We start from the raw sequence: 20451 nt of genomic DNA on the forward strand, positions 1-20451 counted from the left end.
CGCAGTCGATTGGCCCCGCTACTGACAAACATACGCAAGCGAATGTATGCTGTTCATGGCCTTGTTTTTCTCAGGCAAAGGTCTGTCGGAATGCCGCCGCGCCGAGTTGCTATAGTGCATGCATCGCTGGCGACCATAAACCCATGAGTGAGACTGAGTTTGGCAGATAACGTTTCGTCACAAGCGCTTCACCACTCGTCATGCGACGCTGCGACGTCGATGGCGACGACGCGCCATTCTCGGCGTCGTCTACGTGCCTGTCACGAATGCGACCTGCTGGTGTCGCTGCCCCCCTTGCGCCCACGCCAGAAAGCCACTTGCCCGCGTTGCGACCACACCCTGGCCACGCGCCACGCCAAACCTGCCGAGCGTAGCCTGGCACTGGCCATTGCCGCCTTGACCATGCTGCTGTTGTCGGTCGCCTTTCCTTTCATCAGTTTCGAAGCCCGCGGCGTCACCAACCGCATCGAGTTGACCGATACCGCCTCGACACTCGTCGGCTTTCATGAACCGCTGGTCGCGATTTGTGTGCTATTGACCGTCATCATTCTGCCTGCGGTCTATTTGTGTGGTGTCAGCTGGCTCTCACTCGGGCTCCTCGGGCGCCGCGTACTGCCTCATTCACGCGGCATCGCCCGCGCCTTGTCACATCTGACCCCCTGGATGATGGCCGATGTCTTCGTCATCGCCGCACTGGTCAGCCTGATCAAGATCGCGGGCATGGCCGATGTCAGCCTAGGACTTTCGTTCTGGACATTTTGCGTCTATGCCTTGCTGTTGCTGCTGACCACCCAGTCCATCGATAGCGACTGGATGTGGTTTGCGCTGGCTAGCGAGCCCCTGGCGCCGGCGGGAGCCCGCCCGGGTGAACCCGCGACGCCACAAGGATTGGGCGGCTGCGCAACCTGCGGGCTGGTCAATCGCCTCGATGCACAGGGGCATGGCCGCTGTCGCCGTTGTGGAGAAACGCTCCACGCAAGGACGCCGCATAGCCGTCAACGCACGCTGGCACTGCTGTTGGCAGCGTTGGTGATGTACATTCCCGCCAATCTCTATCCGATCATGAGCACGACGTCGCTGGGTAATACATCGCCTTCTACCATCATCGGCGGTGTCATGCTGTTTCTACAGCACGGCGATATTCCCATCGCGGTGATCATCTTCACTGCCAGCGTGGTGGTCCCCATCGGCAAGATTCTCGCGCTGGGTTGGTTATGCTATGCCGTCCGCCATCGGGGCGAGCCGCTAAGCAATGCCACCCGCGTGCGCCTCTATCGTATCACCGAGTTCATCGGTCGATGGTCCATGGTGGACGTCTTCGTGGTCGCCATCCTCGTGGCACTGATTCGCGCCGGCGAGTTGATATCAGTCACGCCGGGGCCGGCCGCCCTCTCCTTCGCCAGCGTCGTGGTCATCACCATGCTGGCCGCCAACAGCTTCGATCCGCGCATCATTTGGGATGACCTCCCCGAGCGCCCGGGTCGCACCTGGCGGTCCGCTCTGAAACGACGCACTGCCACCGCTTCAACACGCAAGGAATCCAACGATGCCTGATGCTCCACAGCGCGCGACCCGCCAACACCGCCGGCGCCTCTCGCCGATCTGGATCGTCCCATTGGTCGCGGTCCTCATCGGTATGTGGATGCTTTACGACAACCTTGCGGGGCTGGGCCCAACGATCACCTTGGAAATGAAAAACGCCGAAGGTATCGAAGCGGGCAAGACCTTGATCAAGACACGCAATGTCGAGGTCGGACGCGTCGAAGAGGTCGCGCTTTCCGATGACATGTCGCATACCGTGATCACCGCCCGCATGAAACCCGGCACCGAACGCATGCTCAATGACGAAACACGTTTCTGGGTCGTCAAGCCACGTATCGACCGTGAAGGCATCAGCGGCCTGGGGACCGTGCTCTCGGGGGCCTATATACAGCTACTCCCCGGCAATGCCGACGCATCTCAGCGCAACTTCGATGTACTCGACCAGCCTCCCGTGGCGCCTCCCGATGCCCCCGGCATTCGCATCAATCTGGTCAGCCAAGTGGGCAGTTCCCTGCGCACCGGCGACCCCATCACCTACCAGGGCTTCACGGTCGGACGCGTGGAAAACACCGCATTCGATCCCCAAGAAAAGGAAATGCGCCATCGCCTCTACATTCAGTCGCCCTATGATGTACTGGTCACCGATACCACGCGTTTCTGGGTGTCGTCGGGCATCGATCTAAACCTGAATTCACAGGGTTTCCAGGTCAACGTGGAGTCGATCGAGTCGCTCATCGGTGGCGGCGTGACATTTGGGGTCCCCGAAGACGTCAAGATGGGGCAGCCCGCCGAACCCGGTGCCACCTATCAATTGTTCAGCGACCGGGAAAGTGCCCGCGAAGGAACCTTCGATCGTTATCTCGATTATGTGCTGCTCGTCGACGATACCGTTCGAGGCCTGGGCAAGGGGGATCCGGTGGAGTATCGAGGCGTGCGCGTCGGCACGGTGGAAGCCGTACCGTGGCGTTTCTCCGCCCCCCAGCCCGATACCTTGAGCCGCTTTGCGATTCCGGTCTTGATCCGCATCGAGCCCCAGCGCTTCGATGACATTCAGGCGGACTTCAATGCCGATGAGTGGCGCGGGCGCTTGCGAGGAATGTTCGAAAACGGCTTACGCGCGACGCTCAAGGCTGGCAATCTGTTGACCGGCGCCTTGTTCGTCGACCTTAACTTCAAGGAAGATTCCGCCGCTTATAAAGCGCTGACCTTCGAAGGCAAGCCGGTCTTTCCCACCACCTCCGGGGGATTTGCTCAAATTGAACAGAAGGTCGCGAATCTGCTCGACAAGCTCAACGAGTTGAAGGTCGACCCCATCCTTGACTCGCTCGACCAGACGCTGGCGACGACACAGGCAACGATGCGCAAGGTCAACGAGATAGCCACTTCCGTGGAGACCGTGCTGAACGATCCGGCGACGCGCCAACTGCCGCAAAATCTCAACGCGACGCTGCGTCAGACCCGTGAGACGCTAGAAGGCTTCGCGCCAGGCTCGCAAGGGTATCGCGAACTCAACGATACTCTCTCGCGGCTCGAATCGTTGATGCGCGACCTGCAACCCATCGCGCGCACATTGAGCGAAGAGCCCAACGCCCTGATCTTCGACAGTCAGGACACTCCCGACCCACAACCGAAGGCGCCACGATGATGACCGAGACGATCGTCCATACTCGACGCCCGGCCCCCCTGAGACGACTCATCGTCATTATGGGGCTGGTTGTCGTCATGTTGGTGCTGGCCGGTTGTGCCAGCCAAGGCATCGAACAATCCCGTTATAGACTGCCCAGCGAGGTCAATGACATCGAGATCGCCGGTCATTTCGAAGGGAGCGTATGGCTCGCTCCCCCCAGGCTGGCCGGTTACCTGAAGGATGGCGGCATCGTCATGCAATTCGGTGACATTCGTATCCACCAGGCCCGCCACCATCTTTGGGCTGAGCCCCTGGCGCACCAATTGCAGGAACGCATGCGCCAGCATCTCGCCAAGGCCTTGCCCGATGCCGAGGTGTTACGTCGCGGCCAGCCCGCGACGGCGCCCTCGCCGGCGCTGCATGTCCAGCTCGACATCGACCAATTTCAGGGCCGCAACGATGGCATGGCCGTGGTCAGCGGCGAGTGGCGTATCCGCGATGCTCAAGATCGCACGCTGTCGCACGAGCCCTTCAAGGTCGTGCGTCCTCTGCAAAACGATGGCTACCCCGCGCTGGTAAGGACACTGGGGACCGCCTGGGATATCCTCGGCGATCGCCTGGCCGATACCCTGGCAGAGACCGCCGTCATGGCGAAGGCGGACTAGGCACTGTCTGAAAAGTCGACGAGCGAAGGTCAGACAAGGCAAAAATCAGCGAAAACGGACCGGGCTGGCGCACCAGTTTACGGGGTGTCAATGAGCATTTTGATCGGACTCGCGCCCGAGCTGAGTTTTAACGCAGTATGACCGAGCGCAGACAGTTTTCAGACAATGCCTAACGCAGCCGAGTGGTACACGGCGTTATATGCCTACCAGCGGTGATAGCGCGATGAGCCTTGTGCTCGTCCCCAGCGGCCCTCATTATCGCTATCGCCATTGTGACCATAAGATACTTTTCCCATGACTTTCTCACGGCTACCGGAAGACGACGTCGAAGAAGCCGAGCGCATCGCGGCGTTACGCCGTCTGGGTATGTACGAGGCGCCTCGGGATGCCGAGCTCGACCGCCTGGCGCACATGATCGGCGAGCTCTTCGAGATCCCCTGCGTGATGATCAACGCCGTGGATCGCGAGCGTACCTGGTGCCTGGCCCGTTCGAGTGATATCGGCCCACCGCCACGACGTGAAGAGTCCTTCTCGGCCCTCACGGTGGATCATGACATGGCGCTCTTCATTGAGGACGCCCATGCCAGTGACGATTTCCGGGAGCATCCTCTGGTGACCGGCGCTCCGTTTCTGCGCGCCTTTGCCGGCGAAAGGCTTGTGTCGCTGAATGGCCATGTACTGGGCACACTATGCTTGTTCGATACCCAACCTCATGTCTTCGACAGCCTTTCTCGTCAACGCTTGGCCGATCTCGCCAGGCTGATCTCATTGCGCCTCAACCAGCGTCAGATCGACGAACAACGCGCGGCCGACGATGCCGTGGTCGAACGCCATACTCGACTGCTCGATCACTTGCCGGAAGGCATCGTGCTGCTCAATGATCGCCGCCACGTGCATTATGCCAATGCCGCCGCTCAACGGCTCTTGAATGGCAAGGGGCCAAGCGTAGTGGGGACAGACTTCAACCGTCTCGTGACACACCCCGAAGGACATTACTTCGCCACAGCGTCTTACACGCAATTGCCGCTTGAGGTCCACGCATTACCCCCCTTTCAGGGGTTCGAGACGCTTCAACTCGGCGACCGCAGTACATTGGTCAGCACACACAGGGCCTTGCAGCGCTTGCGTAGCCTGGTCGATAGCTGGCCCGACGGCATTCTCGTGTGCGATTTTGGAAGATTGCATATCTACGAATGGAATACGGCCGCGCGCCAGCTGATCGATGCGCAGGAGGACGCCATCGAAGGCTCGCGATTATCGCAGTGGTTTGTGTCCAGTGATCGACGTGTTTTACAGCGACGCATCCGCCAGGAGCTTGCCGCACAAGGCGACACACTTCGCCAGAATCTGACACTGCATAACGATACGCCGGTCGAGATTACCCTGGTGCCGATGCGTGACCTCGACGATACCTCGCTGATCGTGGTATTACGCGACCGGCGTCCTTACCTCGATCACCTGCGTACGGTGAAGCGTCAGCTCGCCAAGGCCGAGGAAATGATCAGCCAAGATGCGCTGACGGGATTGCTCAACCGGTTCGGCTTCGAGCAAGCCATCGAGGAGTTCATGGCCGAGGCGCGGAGTGGAACGCCTTTCGCCTTGATGATCGCGGATATCGATCATTTCAAGGACATCAACGATACCCATGGTCATCAGCTAGGCGATGAGGCACTGAAAGTGGTTGCCTCGCGTCTGGCCGAACAACTCCGCGACAACGATGCAGTAGCACGCTATGGCGGGGAGGAGTTCTGCATCCTGATGGCGGTTCCCGACACACGCGTGGTAAAAATCGCCGAGCGCATGCGGCAAGCAGTGGCGGCGACACCGATCATCCTCGACGATGGTCATCAGTTAAGACTGACGATCAGCATTGGCGCCACCTATTATCAGCCGGAACTGAGCGCAGACGCCATGTTCGAGCGTGCCGACGAGGCACTTTACGAAGCCAAGGAATACGGCCGCAACCGGACGGTCATGTTGCAGCCGTTATCCGGCAACAGCATGGATGAGGAAGAATGAGCCTCAAGCCGCGAGCCGTCCCCTGAGACGTGCTACGGCCTGGCTGTGCAACTGGCATACCCGCGATTCGCTGACGCCCAGGACGGCGCCGATTTCCTTGAGGTTGAGTTCTTCCTGGTAATAGAGCCCCAGCAACAGCTTTTCGCGTTCGGGCAGTTGCTCGATGGCCTCGAGCAGATGCGTGCGCGCATCGCCTTTGAGCAAGGCGTCGTGGGGGGTTGCCGGCGCGGTTTCGCCCGCCGGTGGCTCGCCCAGCTCGGACACGACCTCATCGAAGCCCATCAGATAGCCATTGTTGGCATCCAGCAGCAATTGATGATACTCGTCGACACGCATGTCCAGTGCGCTGGCAATCTCACGCTCGTCCGGCGCACGCCCCAGCGATTGTTCGAGCTTGTGTACTGCCTGATCCAGCGCCCGGACGCTACGCCGTACACTGCGCGGCATCCAGTCGCGGCTGCGCAGCTCATCGATCATCGCGCCGCGCACGCGTTGATTGGCGAAGGTGGAAAAACTCGCCCCCTGGGCGGTATCGAAGCGCTCCAGCGCGTCGAGTAACCCCACCATGCCGGCTTGAATCAAATCATCGAGTTCGACACTGGCCGGTAAGCGTACTTGCAACGCCAGCGCATGACGCCGCACGAGCGGCATGTACTGCTCCAGCAATGCGCGTTGGTCGATTTTGCCCTGTGCCGTATACATCTCTATCGCCTCGGATGTTCGGGTCGACGCGCGACGCGACGCCCGCTGACATTATCGAGCATCCGGCCCGACGCCCAAGACCGGAATAACCCTCGCGAGAGGGGCCTTTTCCCACATTTATGCCCACCGCGCTCACTCAGTGGTAATTCACGATCAACTGCAGGTCCTCGATGCGGACGCTGGGCCCCGCTACGCCTATGGAAATGGCACGCCTGAAGCGCAATACGAAGGGCCCTGCAGCGGATAATCCCTCCAGCGCCCGGGTACCCCCACGCTGGGTCGCCAATTCGATACAACGACGTGGGTGGCATAACCACGCGCGTACTGCGTGCGGCTCCTGCATGGCATAGCGCCAGGATACCCGCGTGATGCGACCATCGCCGACCAGATCGGCGGCAGGCGGATGCAACGGCTGGGTGCGTTCGTCGCGTCCCGGCGTCGTCAATAACGGACCTCGCGGCAGCGACACCGCCCAACTGCCGGCATCGGCGGCATGCGCGCTTGAGACCACGCCCGACGCGACACCAAGCGCAGCCACCACGATCAAAACGCATCGCCAGACGCCCATCAGCGGCGCTCACTCGTAGGACGTGTTTTCGCCAGCCACTCAGCGGGATCCACGACCAGCTCGATCGCCAGAAAGCGACGCGCCGTCTCCACCAGGTTGTCCAACGGCATATCGCCTGATCCGACCGGATCGCGTATCACCAACAAAGGAGGAAGACGCTCGTGCTGCGACCACCGCTTGAGCTCGCGATAGGCACGCTGCAGACCTTCCGCTCCCGACGCGACCCAGATCCCCCAGTGCGGCGAAGTGCGCTGGGCGGCATTCACCTCACCGACGGCGAGAGGCAATGTCTCCCAGGCTTGCCCACTGAGTGACGCAAGCCGTTCGCAGATGGCCGTCACCGCCTGGGGCGAGGGATGGCCGATCGTCACCAGGCTTGCCTTGTCGCGCCGTTGACTGGCGTAGGCCCGCAATCCCGCCGCTTGATCGCTCATCGCCACCTCACGATGCCTGCGACAGCGCAGTATGCGCCGTCAACAAGTGCATCAATCCATGCAGCAGGGTCTCGGGGCTACGCCGTTTACGTTCGCCTGCAAGGCGTTTAACCAGTGGCCGTGTGTCCACCGCCCACCCTTCGTCACTGAGTTCCATGCGCAGCGACAAGGCCGCCAATTGTGCCGCCAGATAGACCCGCAATTCACAATCCATCGACGCCCCCAACTGTTGCCAGGCCGTGCGCATCAAGCGCAGCAGGTCGTCCTGCTCGAGCTGCCGATAAACACAGGCACGCATATCGATCTCCAGCGCATCGCCTCGATGCCCCAGCCAATGGTACACGCCACGCTGGCGACCGCTTTCGGGATCATGGCTCGTCGCGATCCACAACTGCAGCGCCTCGGTATCGTCTGCGGTCAAGGACACGGGCAAACACGCGAGCGTCACCCGACGCTCGCGTCCACGCAGGCGGCAGGTATGCTGGCCACAAGACTCGGCCAGGTCGACCACGTCGCCTATCGCCAGACGTTCACCGGCATACCAGACACGCTGCTGTACACGCGCACGTGCAAGCCAAGGGCTGCCAGCCTCCTGCAACTGTTGTCTAACCTCGACGTCGGGCATCCGCGCGAACACATGCCAATGACTGCCCAGATGACGACGCGCCAGGGTCAGGCGTTGCGTATCGGAGGGCGGCCAGCGGTGCAAGGGCCACGCCATCGGTAACACATCGCCGTGGGCATCCAGCGGCAACATTGGCGCCATCCAGTCCATCCCCCGCGGCCTGCCGCCGGGCCAGAACAAGCCGGTCGCCTGGGCCTCACGCCATGTCTTGACCATCGGCGGCGGCGTCAAATGCGACTCGAGCCACGTTTGCTGCATGGCACGCGGCGACTCGCGGTGTCGCCACGCGGCGGCCATTAACGCCATCCCCGGGACATCTCGCTGCAACGTTTCCATCACTCGCATCAACTGATGGCGCTGGGCCATGAGATCACGCGACAACGCCTGCAAGTCCTGCCCGGCGTCGGTGGGCCGCAGCATGTCGGTGAGCACGTTCTCATCGAAGGTGAACGGCGAGCCCTGACCAACGGCCAAAGCCTCATCCAATAATGCTGGCGCTTCGGCCAGGCGGATGTCTTCGGGCACCCGCTGACCATGGGAAACATAATATAGCCGCAAGCCGTGACGCATGACGACATCCAGCGCGGCGCCCAGGCGGGGCGCCTCATCCACCTTGGTCAATAGACATCCATACAATGGCGCTCCTGCATCGCGAGAGGCACGCTGATAGGTCTCGGCCACCTCTTCGAGCGTATCGCCATGGCTGGCCGCGTTCAGCAACAGCAGACGCCGAACCGGGCGACCCGCACCGCCGAGACGCGCAATCTGCCCTGCCACACGCTGATCGCGTTGACTCATGCCGACGGTATCGACGATGACCATGCGTTTGCCTTCAAGCGCCGACAGCAAGCCTTCGAGATCGTCTTCATGGTGTACTGCATGGACATCGACGCCCAACAGACGCGCATAGATGCGCAACTGCTCATGGGCCCCGATACGATAATCATCGGTGGTCACCAACGCCACGTCCTCGCCACCGAAGCGCATCACGTAGCGTGCGGCGAACTTGGCGGTGGTCGTGGTCTTGCCTACCCCGGTCGGGCCCACGAGCGCGAACACGCCACCGTCCTCGAGCATCGCCGCCTCGTCATCGAGCACCGCAAGACGCGTCTCCAATTGGCGCCGCGTCCAGGCCAGCAAACGCGGATCGTCCGCCGCGACATCGCTGAGTTCGTCGGGCAGTGCCGCGAGCATTTCGCGTACCAGGCGTGCGCTGAAGCCGGCGGTAATCAAGCGCTGACGTAGAACGCCATGCACCCCGGGGCGTGCCCTGCGTGGGCGCGGCGTCTCGGCAATATGCGACATCAAGAGTTCGCGCATGGCCTGCATTTCGGCATACAGGCGGTCCTGACCCGGTGCAGACGAAGCGGGCGCCGCCACGGGCTCGGCTTGCTCGACTAGCGAAGACTGTACCTCGTCGGCCACTGCCACGACCTCGACACCCTCCTCCACGCGTTGATTGGAGAGTATCAGGGCATCGTCCCCCAGCGCGTCTCGCACCTGGCGCATTGCCTCGCGGCTGTTGACGCCGAGAAAGCGCATCACGCTCATGAGCGGGCTCCGATATTGGTGGTGACACGCAAGGTGCGGTCATCGGGGATTTCGGCATTGGACATCACCACCAGGTGGGTGATGCGGCGGCGCAGGAAGCGGGCCAGCAAGGCACGCAAGCTATGCTGCACGACCAGTACGGCAGGCTCGCCCCGCCCTTCCTGGCGTTCCACGGCGGCCACCGCCTGTTCCATCAAGGTGTCGGCCAGCCCCGGTTCCAGGCCGCCCCCGTTGCTCAATGCTTGCGTCAGTACCTGTTCGAGATTGGCCTCCAGGCCGATGACATGCATCTCCTGATTGCCGGGGAACCACTGTTGGGTAATCGAGCGTCCCAGCGCCACACGCACCATGGCGGTCAGTTCGTTGGGATCGGCCTGCTGTGGCGCATACTCGGCCAGCGTATCGAGGATGGTACGCATATCACGAATCGAGACCTCCTCGGCGAGCAGGTTCTGCAGGATGCGCTGCATCGCGGTCAGGGTCAGCAGCTTGGGCACCACGTCCTCGACCAGCGCCTTGTTCTCGGCGGCGATCTTATCGAGCAATTGCTGCACTTCCTGACGACCCAGCATGTCATTGGCGTGTCGATGCAGCAGATGGTTGAGATGCGTGGCCACCACCGTACTCGCATCGACCACGGTATAACCGTACACCTGAGCACGTTCACGCTGCGCGGCATCGATCCATACAGCAGGCAGGCCGAAGGCCGGGTCGTGGGTCGGCGTGCCCTCCACCTGACCCGACACCTGCCCGGGGTCGATGGCCAACCACTGGCCGGGATGCGCATCGGCGCGGCCCACTTCCACGCCCTTGAGGGTAATGACGTAGGTCGACGGCCCCAATTCGAGGTTGTCGCGAATATGTACCACCGGCGGCAGAAAGCCGACATCCTGAGCGAACTTCTTGCGCACGCTCTTGATACGCCCCAGCAACTCACCTTTCTGGCGATGATCGACCAGCGGAATCAAGCGGTGGCCGACTTCAAGCCCCAGGGTATCGACCAGTTGCACATCGTCCCAACTGGCGTCGGCCACTTCAGGCTGCGGTGGCGGCGTCTGCGGGGATGCCTCCGGAGTCGCTTGTTGCTGATTGCGACGCCATATCCACCAGGCCAGCCCCCCCAGCAACGCCGTGAACAGCAAGAAAACCAGATTGGGCATGCCCGGCACCAGGCCCAGCAGGCCCATGACACCGGCGGCCAGTACCAATACCTGCGGGTTATTGAAGAGCTGGCTGATCAGTTGCTGGCCGACATCCTGGTCGGTATTGACACGCGAGACGGTGACACCGGCAGCCGTGGAAATCACCAGCGCCGGAATCTGCGCCACCAGACCGTCGCCGATGGTCAACAAGGTATAGGTATGGGCCGCCTCGGAAAAACTCAGGCTATGTTGCGCCATGCCGATCGCCAGACCACCGATCAAGTTGATCAGCATGATGACGATGCCGGCAATGGCATCACCACGCACGAACTTGCTGGCCCCGTCCATGGAACCGTAGAAATCGGCGTCCTGGGAGATTTCTTGGCGCCGCGCTCGAGCTTCCTCATCCCCGATCAAACCGGCATTGAGATCGGCGTCGATGGCCATCTGCTTGCCGGGCATGGCATCCAGGGTGAAGCGCGCACCGACTTCAGCGATACGGCCAGCGCCTTTGGTGATGACCATGAAGTTGATCACCACCAGGATCATGAAGACCACCAGACCGACGGCGAAATTGCCGCCGATCAAGAATTCACCGAACGCCTCGATCACCTTGCCGGCCGCATCGCCCCCCTCGTGCCCCTCCATCAAGACCACGCGCGTGGAAGCGACGTTGAGTGACAGTCGTAACAGGGTCGTGAAGAGCAAGATCGACGGGAAGGCCGCGAAATCGAGCGGTTTCTGCGTGAACATGCTCACCAGCAGTACCATGACCGCCAGGGTGATATTGAAGGTAAAGAGAAGGTCCAGCACGAACGCCGGCAACGGCAGGATCATCATGCTCAGGATCATGATGATCAAGATGGGTCCGGCCAGAACCTTCATACGGGTGTCGGTAAGCCATTCACGACGCCCCCATAGCTGACTCAACGCATTCATGGTGTGTCCTTGGCGTCGGCAACGTTTTGCCGAGACGGATCTAACTCATCGGGCACGGGCAGGTCCTGTGGCGTTTGCGGCCACTCGCCCCCCTCCTCGCGCACGCGTTTCAAGCGGTAGGCCCAAGCCAGAACCTCCGCCACGGCGGTATAAAGATTCGCAGGCACCTCTTGGTCGAGGTCCACATGCTGATGCAGCGCACGTGCCAGCGGCGGCGCCTCCAGCAACGGCACACCATGCGCTTCACCGAGTTCGCGAATGCGCGTGGCGACCATGTCGGCCCCTTTGGCCACGATGCGCGGCGCTTCCATCTGACTCCCTTCATACTGCAATGCCACGGCGTAATGCGTCGGATTGGTGACGATGACATCCGCGTCCGGCACCTTGGCCATCATGCGTCGCCGTGCCATGGATTGTTGCTGGGCGCGCATGCGCGCCTTGATCTGAGGATCGCCCTCGGTTTCTTTATGCTCTTTCTTGATCTCGTCCTGGGACATGCGCAGCTTTTTGGTAAAGCTCCATAACTGAAACGGCACATCGATCAATACCACCACGATGAGCGTCGAGACGGATAAGGCCAGACACAGGGCGGCGAGATCCATCCCGCGCGCCAATGCTTCGCTCAGCGGCAGGTTCCTCAAGCCGAGAAAATCGCCACGATGCCCCCACAGAAAAGCCACGGCGACACCCCCCACCAACGTCGACTTGGCCACCGCCTTGCCCAGCTCGGCCAGCACCTGCGAGGAGAACATGCGCTTCAAGCCCTTGAGAGGATTGAGCTTGGAGAGCTGTGGCTGCAGGGATTTCGCCGATATCAACCAGCCGCCCAGCATGACCGGCGCGAACAAGGCGACGACGGACACGATGAGAAACAACGGCAACAAGGACAACAGCATGTTCTTGCCCAGCGACCAGATATGCGACATCAGTACGGCGGTATCGAACACTTCGCCACGCGAGAAGATGAACGACTGCTCCATGGCCGCTCCCAAGCTGTCGTAGAGGTGCCCCCCCAACATCCAGAGCGTCGCCACGCCCGACGCCAAGATCATGAAGGTGGTCAGTTCACGCGAGCGCGCGACCTGTCCGTCCTCCTTCGCCTTCTCGAGACGTCGGGGGGTCGGGTCTTCGGTCTTTTCCTCGTCGCTTTCGCTACCCTCGGCCATGGCCCCTCTGACATGGTGGCGCTAGGCGCCCGTGCTCGGCCCACCGCCAAGACACCGGACCACCGCATACATCGAATACGAGCTATTTTCTCGGGAACACGGGGCGACCGATCACTGGAATAGCGACTACTTCACCGTGCTATTCAGGCGACGCAAGGGCGAGACGCTGCCGGCGGGCCACCGGCAGCAGGAGGAGGGATCAAAAACCCAGGCTATCGAGCAGGTCGTCGACCTGGTCCTGGTTGTTGACGATGTCGGCTCCTTCGGGCTTGACCTGCGGCCCATTGAGCAACTCATCACCACCCTTCTGAGGTTTGCGTGAACGTTCGTCGGCGAGCTGCTGCAACTCTTCCTTGTTATGACCATCCGGTGCGGTATCGATCAGCACTTGCACTAGCTGCTGTTCGATCTCACGAATGACATCCATCATTTTCTTGATGACCTGACCGGTCAAATCCTGAAAATCCTGGGCCATCATGATTTCGAGCAACTGCGCGTTGGTCGCCTTGGTCTGGAGCGGCACATCCCGCAGGAACTCGCGCGTATCCTTCACCAACTCCTTGGCATCATCCAGCTCGACGGGCGCTGCGAACCATTCCTCCCAACGCTGGTCGAGCTTCTCGGCTCCCGACTCCATGCGCTCTTGCAGCGGCTGTGCCTGGTCGATGGCATTCAGTGACCGTTCCGCCGCTTGCTCGGTCATGTCCGCGACATAACTGAGGCGATCCCGCGCATCGGGAATCGCTTCGGCCGCCTTTTCGATCTCCTTGTCCAGCCCCAGCTCGCGCATGCTTTCATGCAGCATGCGCGTCATCTTGCCGATCTTGTGGATCAGATCGTCAGCGGGGGTGCCATCCGTACTATGCTCCGGCTGCGTTTCACCGCTCATGGCCTGCCCTCCTCGTGCGAACTTACTTGCCCAGTTTCTCGAAAATCTTGTCCAGCTTCTCTTCCAGCGTGGCGGCGGTGAACGGCTTCACGACATATCCATTCGCCCCCGCCTGCGCGGCGGCGATGATGTTTTCCTTCTTGGCTTCCGCCGTGACCATCAGCACCGGCAGTTCCGAAAGGGCATCGTCCTGACGGATCTCCTTGAGCATCGATAGCCCATCGAGGTTAGGCATGTTCCAGTCCGAAACCACGAACTCGAAGCCACCGGCCCGCAGCTTGTTGAGGGCTTCCTGACCGTCTTCCGCTTCATCGACGTTATTGAAGCCCAACTCCTTGAGCAGGCTGCGCACGATGCGCCGCATGGTCGGGAAGTCATCCACGACCAGAATGCTCATGTTCTTGTCTGCCATACATCCTCCGATTCATTCAACTTGGCTGATTCATTCGCGTCGCGAGCCTGTACTCTAAAGGGGCGCATTGAACACGCCCCGGGCGGCATGGCTTAGAACTCTTCCCATTCGTCTTCTTCTTGGGTGGCCGGCGCGCGCTTGGCCGGCACACGCTGAGAGGCACCCTGCGCAGAAGTCGTTGGCGTGGCGGACGACCCGGCGGACTTGCCGGCCGACGTATTGGCACGCGGCAACTGGCGCGTGCTGCCGCCCGGCAAGCGGAACGTGGACACCACATCTTCCAGGCGCTGCGCCTGTTCCTCGAGCGACGCAGAGGCGCTGGAGGCTTCCTGAACGAGAGAAGCGTTCTGCTGGGTCACCTGGTCCATCTGGGTCACGGCCTGGCTGACCTGCTCGATACCATCGCTCTGCTCCTGCGACGCCGCGGAGATTTCATCCATGATGTCACTGACGCGTTTCACCGCCGCGACGACATCGCGCATGGTGGTTTCAGCGTTGCCCACCAGTTCGGAGCCCTGTTCGATCTGGGTGGTCGAGGTATGAATCAAGCCCTTGATTTCCTTGGCGGCTTCGGCGCTGCGGCTGGCCAGATTACGCACCTCGCTGGCGACCACCGCAAAGCCACGTCCCTGCTCCCCGGCACGCGCCGCCTCGACCGAGGCGTTCAACGCCAGGATGTTGGTCTGAAAGGCGATCGAATCGATCATGCCGATGATATCGGAGATCTGCTTGGAGCTTTCAGTGATGCCCTGCATGGTCGTGGAGACCTCCTGCATGACATCGCCACCGCGCCCGGCCGTGGTCGAGGCATCGCTGGCCAGGGAACTCGCCTGACGCGCATTGTCGGCATTCTGGCGCACGGTGGAGGTCAGCTCTTCCATGCTGGAAGCCGTTTCTTCGAGCGAGGCGGCCTGCTGCTCGGTGCGCGACGACAAATCGGCATTCCCGGAAGCAATCTCGCGAGCGCCGCCATGAATCGAGCCACTGGCGTCACGTACGGAGGTGACCGTCCCCACCAAACCGTTTTGCATGTCGCGCATGGCGTTGAACAACCGCCCGATCTCGTTCTTGCCGCGCTCGGCGATGGTGTGCGAGAGATCGCCCTTGGCGATGTGCTCGCAATGCTCGACCGCTTCGTCCAGCGGCTTGACCACCGACTTGACGAGCATCAGGCGCACCAGGATCGCCACGACGATGGCGAGAACCAACAGCACGATGGAGAGGATTTCCATCAACCGGCTGTTGTCGGCATCGGCGGCGATGGCCGCGTCGACGCGAGCTTCAGCGTACTGGATGAAATCGCGCACGCTGTCGTCGAGAGTATTCATCAACGGGTTGATACGCTGATCATCCTCGGTACGCACGGCCTCCTCGCCCGCGGTCATCTGGCGCTGGATCTCGTCACGCAAGGCGACAAAGGCATCGTCGATACGTGCCGCGTACTCTTGTCCAGTATCGGTCTTGGCCACGTCATCGAACTGACCAATGCGCGTGCCGGCGTTTTGCAGCGCCGCCTCGATCTCGTCTTGAAGCTGCTGCGCGCGCTCGCTATGTTCGGCTTCCACCGCATTGCGATAGCTGGCCAGCAGACCGCGCGCGCGTATCAGGTTCACGGTGGCACGGTTGATGGTGTTGGTCTGCTCGAACCCGATGGTGCCGATGGTACCCATCGCCTCGGCGCTTTTCTGGTTGGAATAGAATCCCATGGCACTGATGATCGCGCACATGACGACCATGACGGTCAATGCGATCGTCAAGCTGGCCCTGACCGAAAGGTCGTTCAGCATTTTTCCCATGTCGTCTCCTGATGAGTTCCCTGACGTCGGTTGCGGTGGTTGAGTCGATGATGAATAAGGGGGCCCCGGTTTGTTGTCTAGGTCGCGTCATACCCGCTGTGCGCGTCCGGAGGCTTCGGCGCGTTTCATCAGCGCAGCGGGGATCTCGGAGAGCGCGATGGTATCGATCGCCGCCCCCGCGACGATCGCCTCGCGCGGCATGCCGAACACCACGCAGCTTTCTTCGTCCTGGGCCAGGGTGTAGCTCCCGGCCTGGCGCATCTCCAGCAAGCCCGCCGCACCATCCCGGCCCATGCCGGTGAGGATCACGCCGATGGCGTTGCGTCCTGCGCTTTGCGCAGCGGAATGAAACAACACGTCCACCGAGGGACGATGGCGATTCACGGGCGGCGCATCATCCAGACGTATTACATAGTTGGCGCCCGACCGCGCGAGTTTCATGTGCCAGTCGCCGGGCGCGATATAGACGTGACCGGGCAGCACACGCTCACCGTCGACGGCTTCCTTGACCGAGATGCGGCATAGCTTGTCGAGACGTTCGGCAAAAGATTTCGTGAAACCGCCCGGCATGTGCTGCGTAATCAGGATCGCCGGGCTATTGGCCGGCAGAGGCTCCAGCACATGGCGGATGGCTTCGGTGCCCCCCGTCGAGGCACCGATGATGATGACTTTCTCACTCGACAGGATCGGCGCCTTGAGCGGTGCTGCATCCTTCGCCGGCGGCTGCTTGGCCACGGCCTTGGGACGCGAGCGCGCTGCCGCGCGGATCATGTCGGCGATCATTTCGGTGTATTCGAGCATGCCTTCGCGGATGCCCATCTCCGGCTTGGCGACGAAATCGACGGCGCCGAGTTCCAGGGCACGCAGGGTGATCTCGGATCCCTTTTGCGTCAGCGACGACACCATCAATACCGGCATGGGGCGTAAACGCATCAAGCGCTCGAGAAAATCGAGCCCATCCATGCGGGGCATTTCCACATCCAGCGTCAACACGTCGGGGTTGGTACGCTTGATGAGATCCCTGGCCACCAGGGGATCGGGTGCCGTTGCCACGACCTCCATATCCGGCTGACTGTCGATGATCTTGCTCATCAGGTCGCGAATCAGCGCCGAGTCATCGACACATAGCACCTTGATCTTATTCGAGGACAACGCCACCACTCCTTAATCTTCGTGTCAGGGCACGTCAGGCATGACCCATGAAGCCAGCCAACGTACTACCAGGCACGGCAAACCGATATGCATGTTCTATCGGCCGGTCGCGTGAACACTGAAGGGTCAGCGCGATAATTCGTACACGGTCTGGCCACGTAGCTTGAAGCGCTGCGTCAGGTAGGAAAAATTTTCCGAATGGCCGGTAAACAAAAGGCCATTGGGTTTCAACAAGGGCGCGAAACGCTCGAGGATGCGCGCCTGGGTTTCCTTGTCGAAGTAAATCATGATGTTACGGCAGAAAATGGCATCGAAGGGTCCCTTGGCCGCCCACCCCGACGCCGTCAGATTGAGCGGCTGGAAATCGACCATGGCCGCCAGCTCGGGGCGTACTTTGGCCATGCCAGCGCGAGCGCCGCTGCCACGCAGGAAGAATCGCCGACGGTATTCCTCGGAGACTTTTTCCAGCTGATCTACTGAGTAAATGCCCTGACGCGCCTTGTTCAAGGCATCGGTATCGATGTCGGTGGCCAAGACTTCGGCCTGCTGCGCACGACTCCCCAGAGCCTCGCTGAGCGTGATGGCGATCGAGTAGGGCTCCTCGCCCGTCGAGGCCGCCGCACACCAGATACGCACCGGAGACGTCGCCTGCTTGACGTGCGCCGCGAGCAGCGGGAAATGGTGTGCTTCTCGGAAAAACGAGGTCAGGTTCGTCGTCAGGGCGTTGGTGAACGCTTCCCACTCGGAGGAGTCAGGCCGCTGATCCAACCGGTCCAGATACTCAGCGAAACGACGCATCCCGTGTAGCCTTAGCCGTTTGGCCAAGCGGCTATAGGCCATCTCACGCTTGTGCGACGCCAGCACGATGCCGGCGCGCTGATAAATGAGCGTGCGTATCTTGTCGAAATCCGCCTCCGTGAATTCGAGATCACGGTCGGCGGTTCCGAACAGGCCAGGATGTTCCTCCTGCGGCGCAGGAAACTGACGAAAATCGCTCAAAAGGACTCCCACTCCTCTTCATGTGATGCCTGGTGAGCGCCTGCCTCCTGCGATTGCTGACGCCGGGACACCAGTGAGGTTTCCTGACGCTGTGCGGAATCGGAAGAAGACGTCGCTTTACCCTCTCCGCCATCACGCGAGACGGCCTGCGGCTTGGCAAGACTCGCCGAGCTCTTGTTACGTCTCACCGTCTCGACCCCGTTACCCGCCAGGCGGAAGACGGCCACCGAGCGTGACAGATCCTGCACACTGGACTCGAGCTGTGCGGCGACCGAGGCCGTCTGCTGTACACGATGCGCGTTTTGCTGGGTGACATCGTCCATCTGGGTGATGGCCTGATTGATCTGCTCGATGCCACTGCTCTGCTCATCGGAGGCAGCCGTGATCTCGTTCATGATGTCGTTGACACGCGTCACCGAATTGACGACCTCCTCAATGCTTCCTTCGGCCTTGCGTACCAGGTCGGTACCGCCTTCGACCTCCTTCGTGGAGTTGTCGATCAACTCGCGAATTTCCTTCGACGCCTGGGCACTGCGACTCGCCAGGTTACGCACCTCGCCGGCGACGACGGCAAAACCACGCCCTTGCTCACCAGCACGGGCCGCTTCGACGGAGGCATTCAACGCCAGAATATTGGTCTGAAACGCAATCGAGTCGATCATGCCGACGATGTCGGCCACCTGATGGGAGCTATCGCGGATACGCCCCATGGTGCTGACCACCTGGCCCATGACCTCGCCACTCTGACGCACCGTCTCGCTCGCCGTGCTCGAGAGCTGACTTGCCTGGCGCGCATTGTCGGCATTCTGCTTCACGGTGGCGGTCATCTCTTCCATGCTGGACGCTGTCTGGGCAAGCGATGCGGCTTGCTGTTCGGTCCGCGAGGAAAGGTCTTCGTTGCCTTCGGCAATGTTGCGCGTCGCGGGTGACACCACGCCCACATTATCGTTGACCTCCTTGACGATATTGCCAAGGCTGCGGCGCATGGTGTCCAGGGCACGGGTGAGGCGCCCGATTTCGTCTTGCTTGCCGCCCTTGAGGCTGGCGCCAAGATTACCGGCCGCGATCTGCAGTGAGAAATCCAGGGCCTCGCGCACGGGACGCAGGGTCGAACGCACCGTGATGATCCCCAACACCACCAACACGATCAGCCCAACGATGAACACGCCCGCTTGCCATAGCAACATCTCTTGCTGCGTATCGGCCGCTTCAGTCGCCATGGACAAGGCCGCCTGGCGTTTTTCATCGATCAGGGCATTGAGCTGCTCGCTGACCTGATCGCTTTTACCTTCGAGAACATCGTTGTAGGCCACATAGGCCTCGTAGAAATCGCCCGCATTGAGCGTATCCAGCACGATCTGCATACCATCGTTGAGATAGCGTTGCACGGACGCATCAAACGCCTTCGCCGCCTCGGTATGATTGGCGGGGCGATCCTGATAATAAGCACGCCATGTGTCGCGCAACGTCGCCATCAACGACTCGGCTTTCTGGGTCACTACCTTCATGTCACCGGACATGGGGTTGCTGACCGGCTTGTCGACCAGGTCACGCCCCTGGGACATCAATTGGCCGACCTGCTGCAAGCGCGCCACGTCTTGCAGCCCTCTCTGGGACAAGTCTTGCAGCTTGTCGCCTGCACCTCGCAAACTCACCATCGACAGTGCACTGCTGACCGCCAGCATCAACACGGCGACCACGACCATGCTCACCAGTCGCCCTTTGAAGGTATTGATCTTGACGCGCTTGAGACGTGCCAGAACACCAGTATGCCGGATCTCGCCACGTGCGAGCTTTACCCCGCGGCGCTTGCCGGCCGACATGGCCGCATAGGTCCGCTCCGCATCAGCACGCGCCTTGGCGGAAGGCTTCACGCGCACCGAGGTATAGCCGACGATCTCGCCGCCCTCGAAGATCGGCGTCACGGTGGCGTGTACCCAGTAGAAGTCACCGTTCTTGCAACGGTTCTTGATCACCCCGCTCCAGATCTCTCCTTTCTTCAGCGTGACCCAAAGATTTTCGAACGCCGCCGGCGGCATGTCCGGATGACGTACGAGGTTGTGTGGCGCCCCCACGAGCTCTTCATAGCTAAAGCCGCTGATCTCGACGAAAGCCGGATTCGCGTAGGTGACGACCCCTTTCAAATCGGTGCGGGACAACAGGTAATCTTCATCCGATAGCTCATGCTCGCGCTGAGTAACGGGCTGGTTATTGCGCATGATA

16 protein-coding genes are annotated in these 20451 nt (G+C 61.1%); 4 read left to right on the forward strand and 12 right to left on the reverse strand.

All coding sequences use genetic code 11. From position 1 onward, the window contains the following. The first annotated feature begins 219 nt into the window (after window positions 1-219). From C8E00_RS07410 to C8E00_RS07425, 4 genes are all read left to right on the forward strand, one after another. Window positions 220-1554 carry a PqiA/YebS family transporter subunit gene (locus C8E00_RS07410; protein ID WP_133696405.1) on the forward strand — a complete coding sequence of 445 codons (1335 nt, stop codon included), beginning with the start codon at window positions 220-222 and terminating at the stop codon, window positions 1552-1554. Then, window positions 1547-3187 (forward strand): intermembrane transport protein PqiB, encoded by a 1641-nt coding sequence (gene pqiB / locus C8E00_RS07415; protein ID WP_133696407.1) that lies wholly within the window; start codon window positions 1547-1549, stop codon window positions 3185-3187. The genes C8E00_RS07410 and pqiB overlap by 8 nt, the downstream gene beginning before the upstream one ends. Further along, window positions 3184-3834 carry a PqiC family protein gene (locus C8E00_RS07420; RefSeq protein ID WP_133696409.1) on the forward strand — a complete coding sequence of 217 codons (651 nt, stop codon included), beginning with the start codon at window positions 3184-3186 and terminating at the stop codon, window positions 3832-3834. The genes pqiB and C8E00_RS07420 overlap by 4 nt, the downstream gene beginning before the upstream one ends. 294 nt (window positions 3835-4128) lie before the next feature. Then, window positions 4129-5853: a sensor domain-containing diguanylate cyclase gene (locus tag C8E00_RS07425; protein WP_133696412.1), complete on the forward strand. Its 1725-nt coding sequence runs from the start codon at window positions 4129-4131 to the stop codon at window positions 5851-5853. 3 nt (window positions 5854-5856) lie between these two features. Here C8E00_RS07425 and C8E00_RS07430 read toward each other — a convergent pair whose 3' ends face one another. The 12 genes from C8E00_RS07430 to C8E00_RS16810 form a co-directional block, all read right to left on the reverse strand. Further along, window positions 5857-6555 (reverse strand): RNA polymerase sigma factor FliA, encoded by a 699-nt coding sequence (locus tag C8E00_RS07430; RefSeq protein WP_133696415.1) that lies wholly within the window; start codon window positions 6553-6555, stop codon window positions 5857-5859. 136 nt (window positions 6556-6691) lie between these two features. Further along, window positions 6692-7123 (reverse strand): flagellar protein FlhE, encoded by a 432-nt coding sequence (locus tag C8E00_RS07435; RefSeq protein WP_133696417.1) that lies wholly within the window; start codon window positions 7121-7123, stop codon window positions 6692-6694. Continuing rightward, on the reverse strand, window positions 7123-7557 hold the full coding sequence (locus tag C8E00_RS07440; RefSeq protein ID WP_133696420.1) for a hypothetical protein: 435 nt from the start codon (window positions 7555-7557) through the stop codon (window positions 7123-7125). Before C8E00_RS07440 ends, C8E00_RS07435 begins: the two co-directional genes overlap by 1 nt. Before the next feature lie 7 nt (window positions 7558-7564). Continuing rightward, window positions 7565-9733 carry a flagellar biosynthesis GTPase FlhF gene (gene flhF, locus C8E00_RS07445; RefSeq protein WP_133696422.1) on the reverse strand — a complete coding sequence of 723 codons (2169 nt, stop codon included), beginning with the start codon at window positions 9731-9733 and terminating at the stop codon, window positions 7565-7567. Next, a complete protein-coding gene (flhA, locus tag C8E00_RS07450) occupies window positions 9730-11814 on the reverse strand; it encodes a flagellar biosynthesis protein FlhA (RefSeq protein WP_133696425.1) in 2085 nt (694 codons plus the stop codon). Before flhA ends, flhF begins: the two co-directional genes overlap by 4 nt. Continuing rightward, window positions 11811-12980, reverse strand: coding sequence for a flagellar biosynthesis protein FlhB (flhB, locus tag C8E00_RS07455; RefSeq protein ID WP_133696427.1), 1170 nt, complete (start codon window positions 12978-12980; stop codon window positions 11811-11813). Before flhB ends, flhA begins: the two co-directional genes overlap by 4 nt. 199 nt (window positions 12981-13179) lie before the next feature. After that, entirely contained in the window at window positions 13180-13869 is a 690-nt protein-coding gene (gene cheZ, locus C8E00_RS07460) for a protein phosphatase CheZ (RefSeq protein WP_133696430.1), read from the reverse strand. Window positions 13870-13891: 22 nt separating this feature from the next. Then, on the reverse strand, window positions 13892-14281 hold the full coding sequence (gene cheY, locus C8E00_RS07465) for a chemotaxis response regulator CheY (protein ID WP_075369676.1): 390 nt from the start codon (window positions 14279-14281) through the stop codon (window positions 13892-13894). 92 nt (window positions 14282-14373) lie between these two features. Next, window positions 14374-16077: a methyl-accepting chemotaxis protein gene (locus tag C8E00_RS07470; protein WP_133696433.1), complete on the reverse strand. Its 1704-nt coding sequence runs from the start codon at window positions 16075-16077 to the stop codon at window positions 14374-14376. An 87-nt stretch (window positions 16078-16164) separates the two neighbouring features. Then, window positions 16165-17229, reverse strand: a complete 1065-nt coding sequence (locus C8E00_RS07475) for a protein-glutamate methylesterase/protein-glutamine glutaminase (protein WP_133696435.1) — start codon at window positions 17227-17229, stop codon at window positions 16165-16167. A 126-nt stretch (window positions 17230-17355) separates the two neighbouring features. After that, the gene (locus C8E00_RS07480; RefSeq protein WP_133696438.1) at window positions 17356-18228 is read right to left on the reverse strand and encodes a CheR family methyltransferase; all 873 of its coding nucleotides are present in this window, start codon (window positions 18226-18228) and stop codon (window positions 17356-17358) included. Further along, window positions 18225-20447: a methyl-accepting chemotaxis protein gene (locus tag C8E00_RS16810; protein WP_133696440.1), complete on the reverse strand. Its 2223-nt coding sequence runs from the start codon at window positions 20445-20447 to the stop codon at window positions 18225-18227. The genes C8E00_RS07480 and C8E00_RS16810 overlap by 4 nt, the downstream gene beginning before the upstream one ends. Window positions 20448-20451: the final 4 nt, after the last annotated feature.

The organism is Chromohalobacter marismortui (assembly GCF_004364315.1).
Lineage (GTDB): Bacteria > Pseudomonadota > Gammaproteobacteria > Pseudomonadales > Halomonadaceae > Chromohalobacter > Chromohalobacter marismortui.

Coding starts and splice junctions, on each gene's coding strand:
- C8E00_RS07410 (WP_133696405.1), top strand. CDS start 220: ATGGCGACGACGCGCCATTCTCGGCGTCGTCTACGTGCCTGTCACGAA.
- pqiB (WP_133696407.1), top strand. CDS start 1,547: ATGCCTGATGCTCCACAGCGCGCGACCCGCCAACACCGCCGGCGCCTC.
- C8E00_RS07420 (WP_133696409.1), top strand. CDS start 3,184: ATGATGACCGAGACGATCGTCCATACTCGACGCCCGGCCCCCCTGAGA.
- C8E00_RS07425 (WP_133696412.1), top strand. CDS start 4,129: ATGACTTTCTCACGGCTACCGGAAGACGACGTCGAAGAAGCCGAGCGC.
- C8E00_RS07430 (WP_133696415.1), bottom strand. CDS start 6,555: ATGTATACGGCACAGGGCAAAATCGACCAACGCGCATTGCTGGAGCAG.
- C8E00_RS07435 (WP_133696417.1), bottom strand. CDS start 7,123: ATGGGCGTCTGGCGATGCGTTTTGATCGTGGTGGCTGCGCTTGGTGTC.
- C8E00_RS07440 (WP_133696420.1), bottom strand. CDS start 7,557: ATGAGCGATCAAGCGGCGGGATTGCGGGCCTACGCCAGTCAACGGCGC.
- flhF (WP_133696422.1), bottom strand. CDS start 9,733: ATGAGCGTGATGCGCTTTCTCGGCGTCAACAGCCGCGAGGCAATGCGC.
- flhA (WP_133696425.1), bottom strand. CDS start 11,814: ATGAATGCGTTGAGTCAGCTATGGGGGCGTCGTGAATGGCTTACCGAC.
- flhB (WP_133696427.1), bottom strand. CDS start 12,980: ATGGCCGAGGGTAGCGAAAGCGACGAGGAAAAGACCGAAGACCCGACC.
- cheZ (WP_133696430.1), bottom strand. CDS start 13,869: ATGAGCGGTGAAACGCAGCCGGAGCATAGTACGGATGGCACCCCCGCT.
- cheY (WP_075369676.1), bottom strand. CDS start 14,281: ATGGCAGACAAGAACATGAGCATTCTGGTCGTGGATGACTTCCCGACC.
- C8E00_RS07470 (WP_133696433.1), bottom strand. CDS start 16,077: ATGGGAAAAATGCTGAACGACCTTTCGGTCAGGGCCAGCTTGACGATC.
- C8E00_RS16810 (WP_133696440.1), bottom strand. CDS start 20,447: ATGCGCAATAACCAGCCCGTTACTCAGCGCGAGCATGAGCTATCGGAT.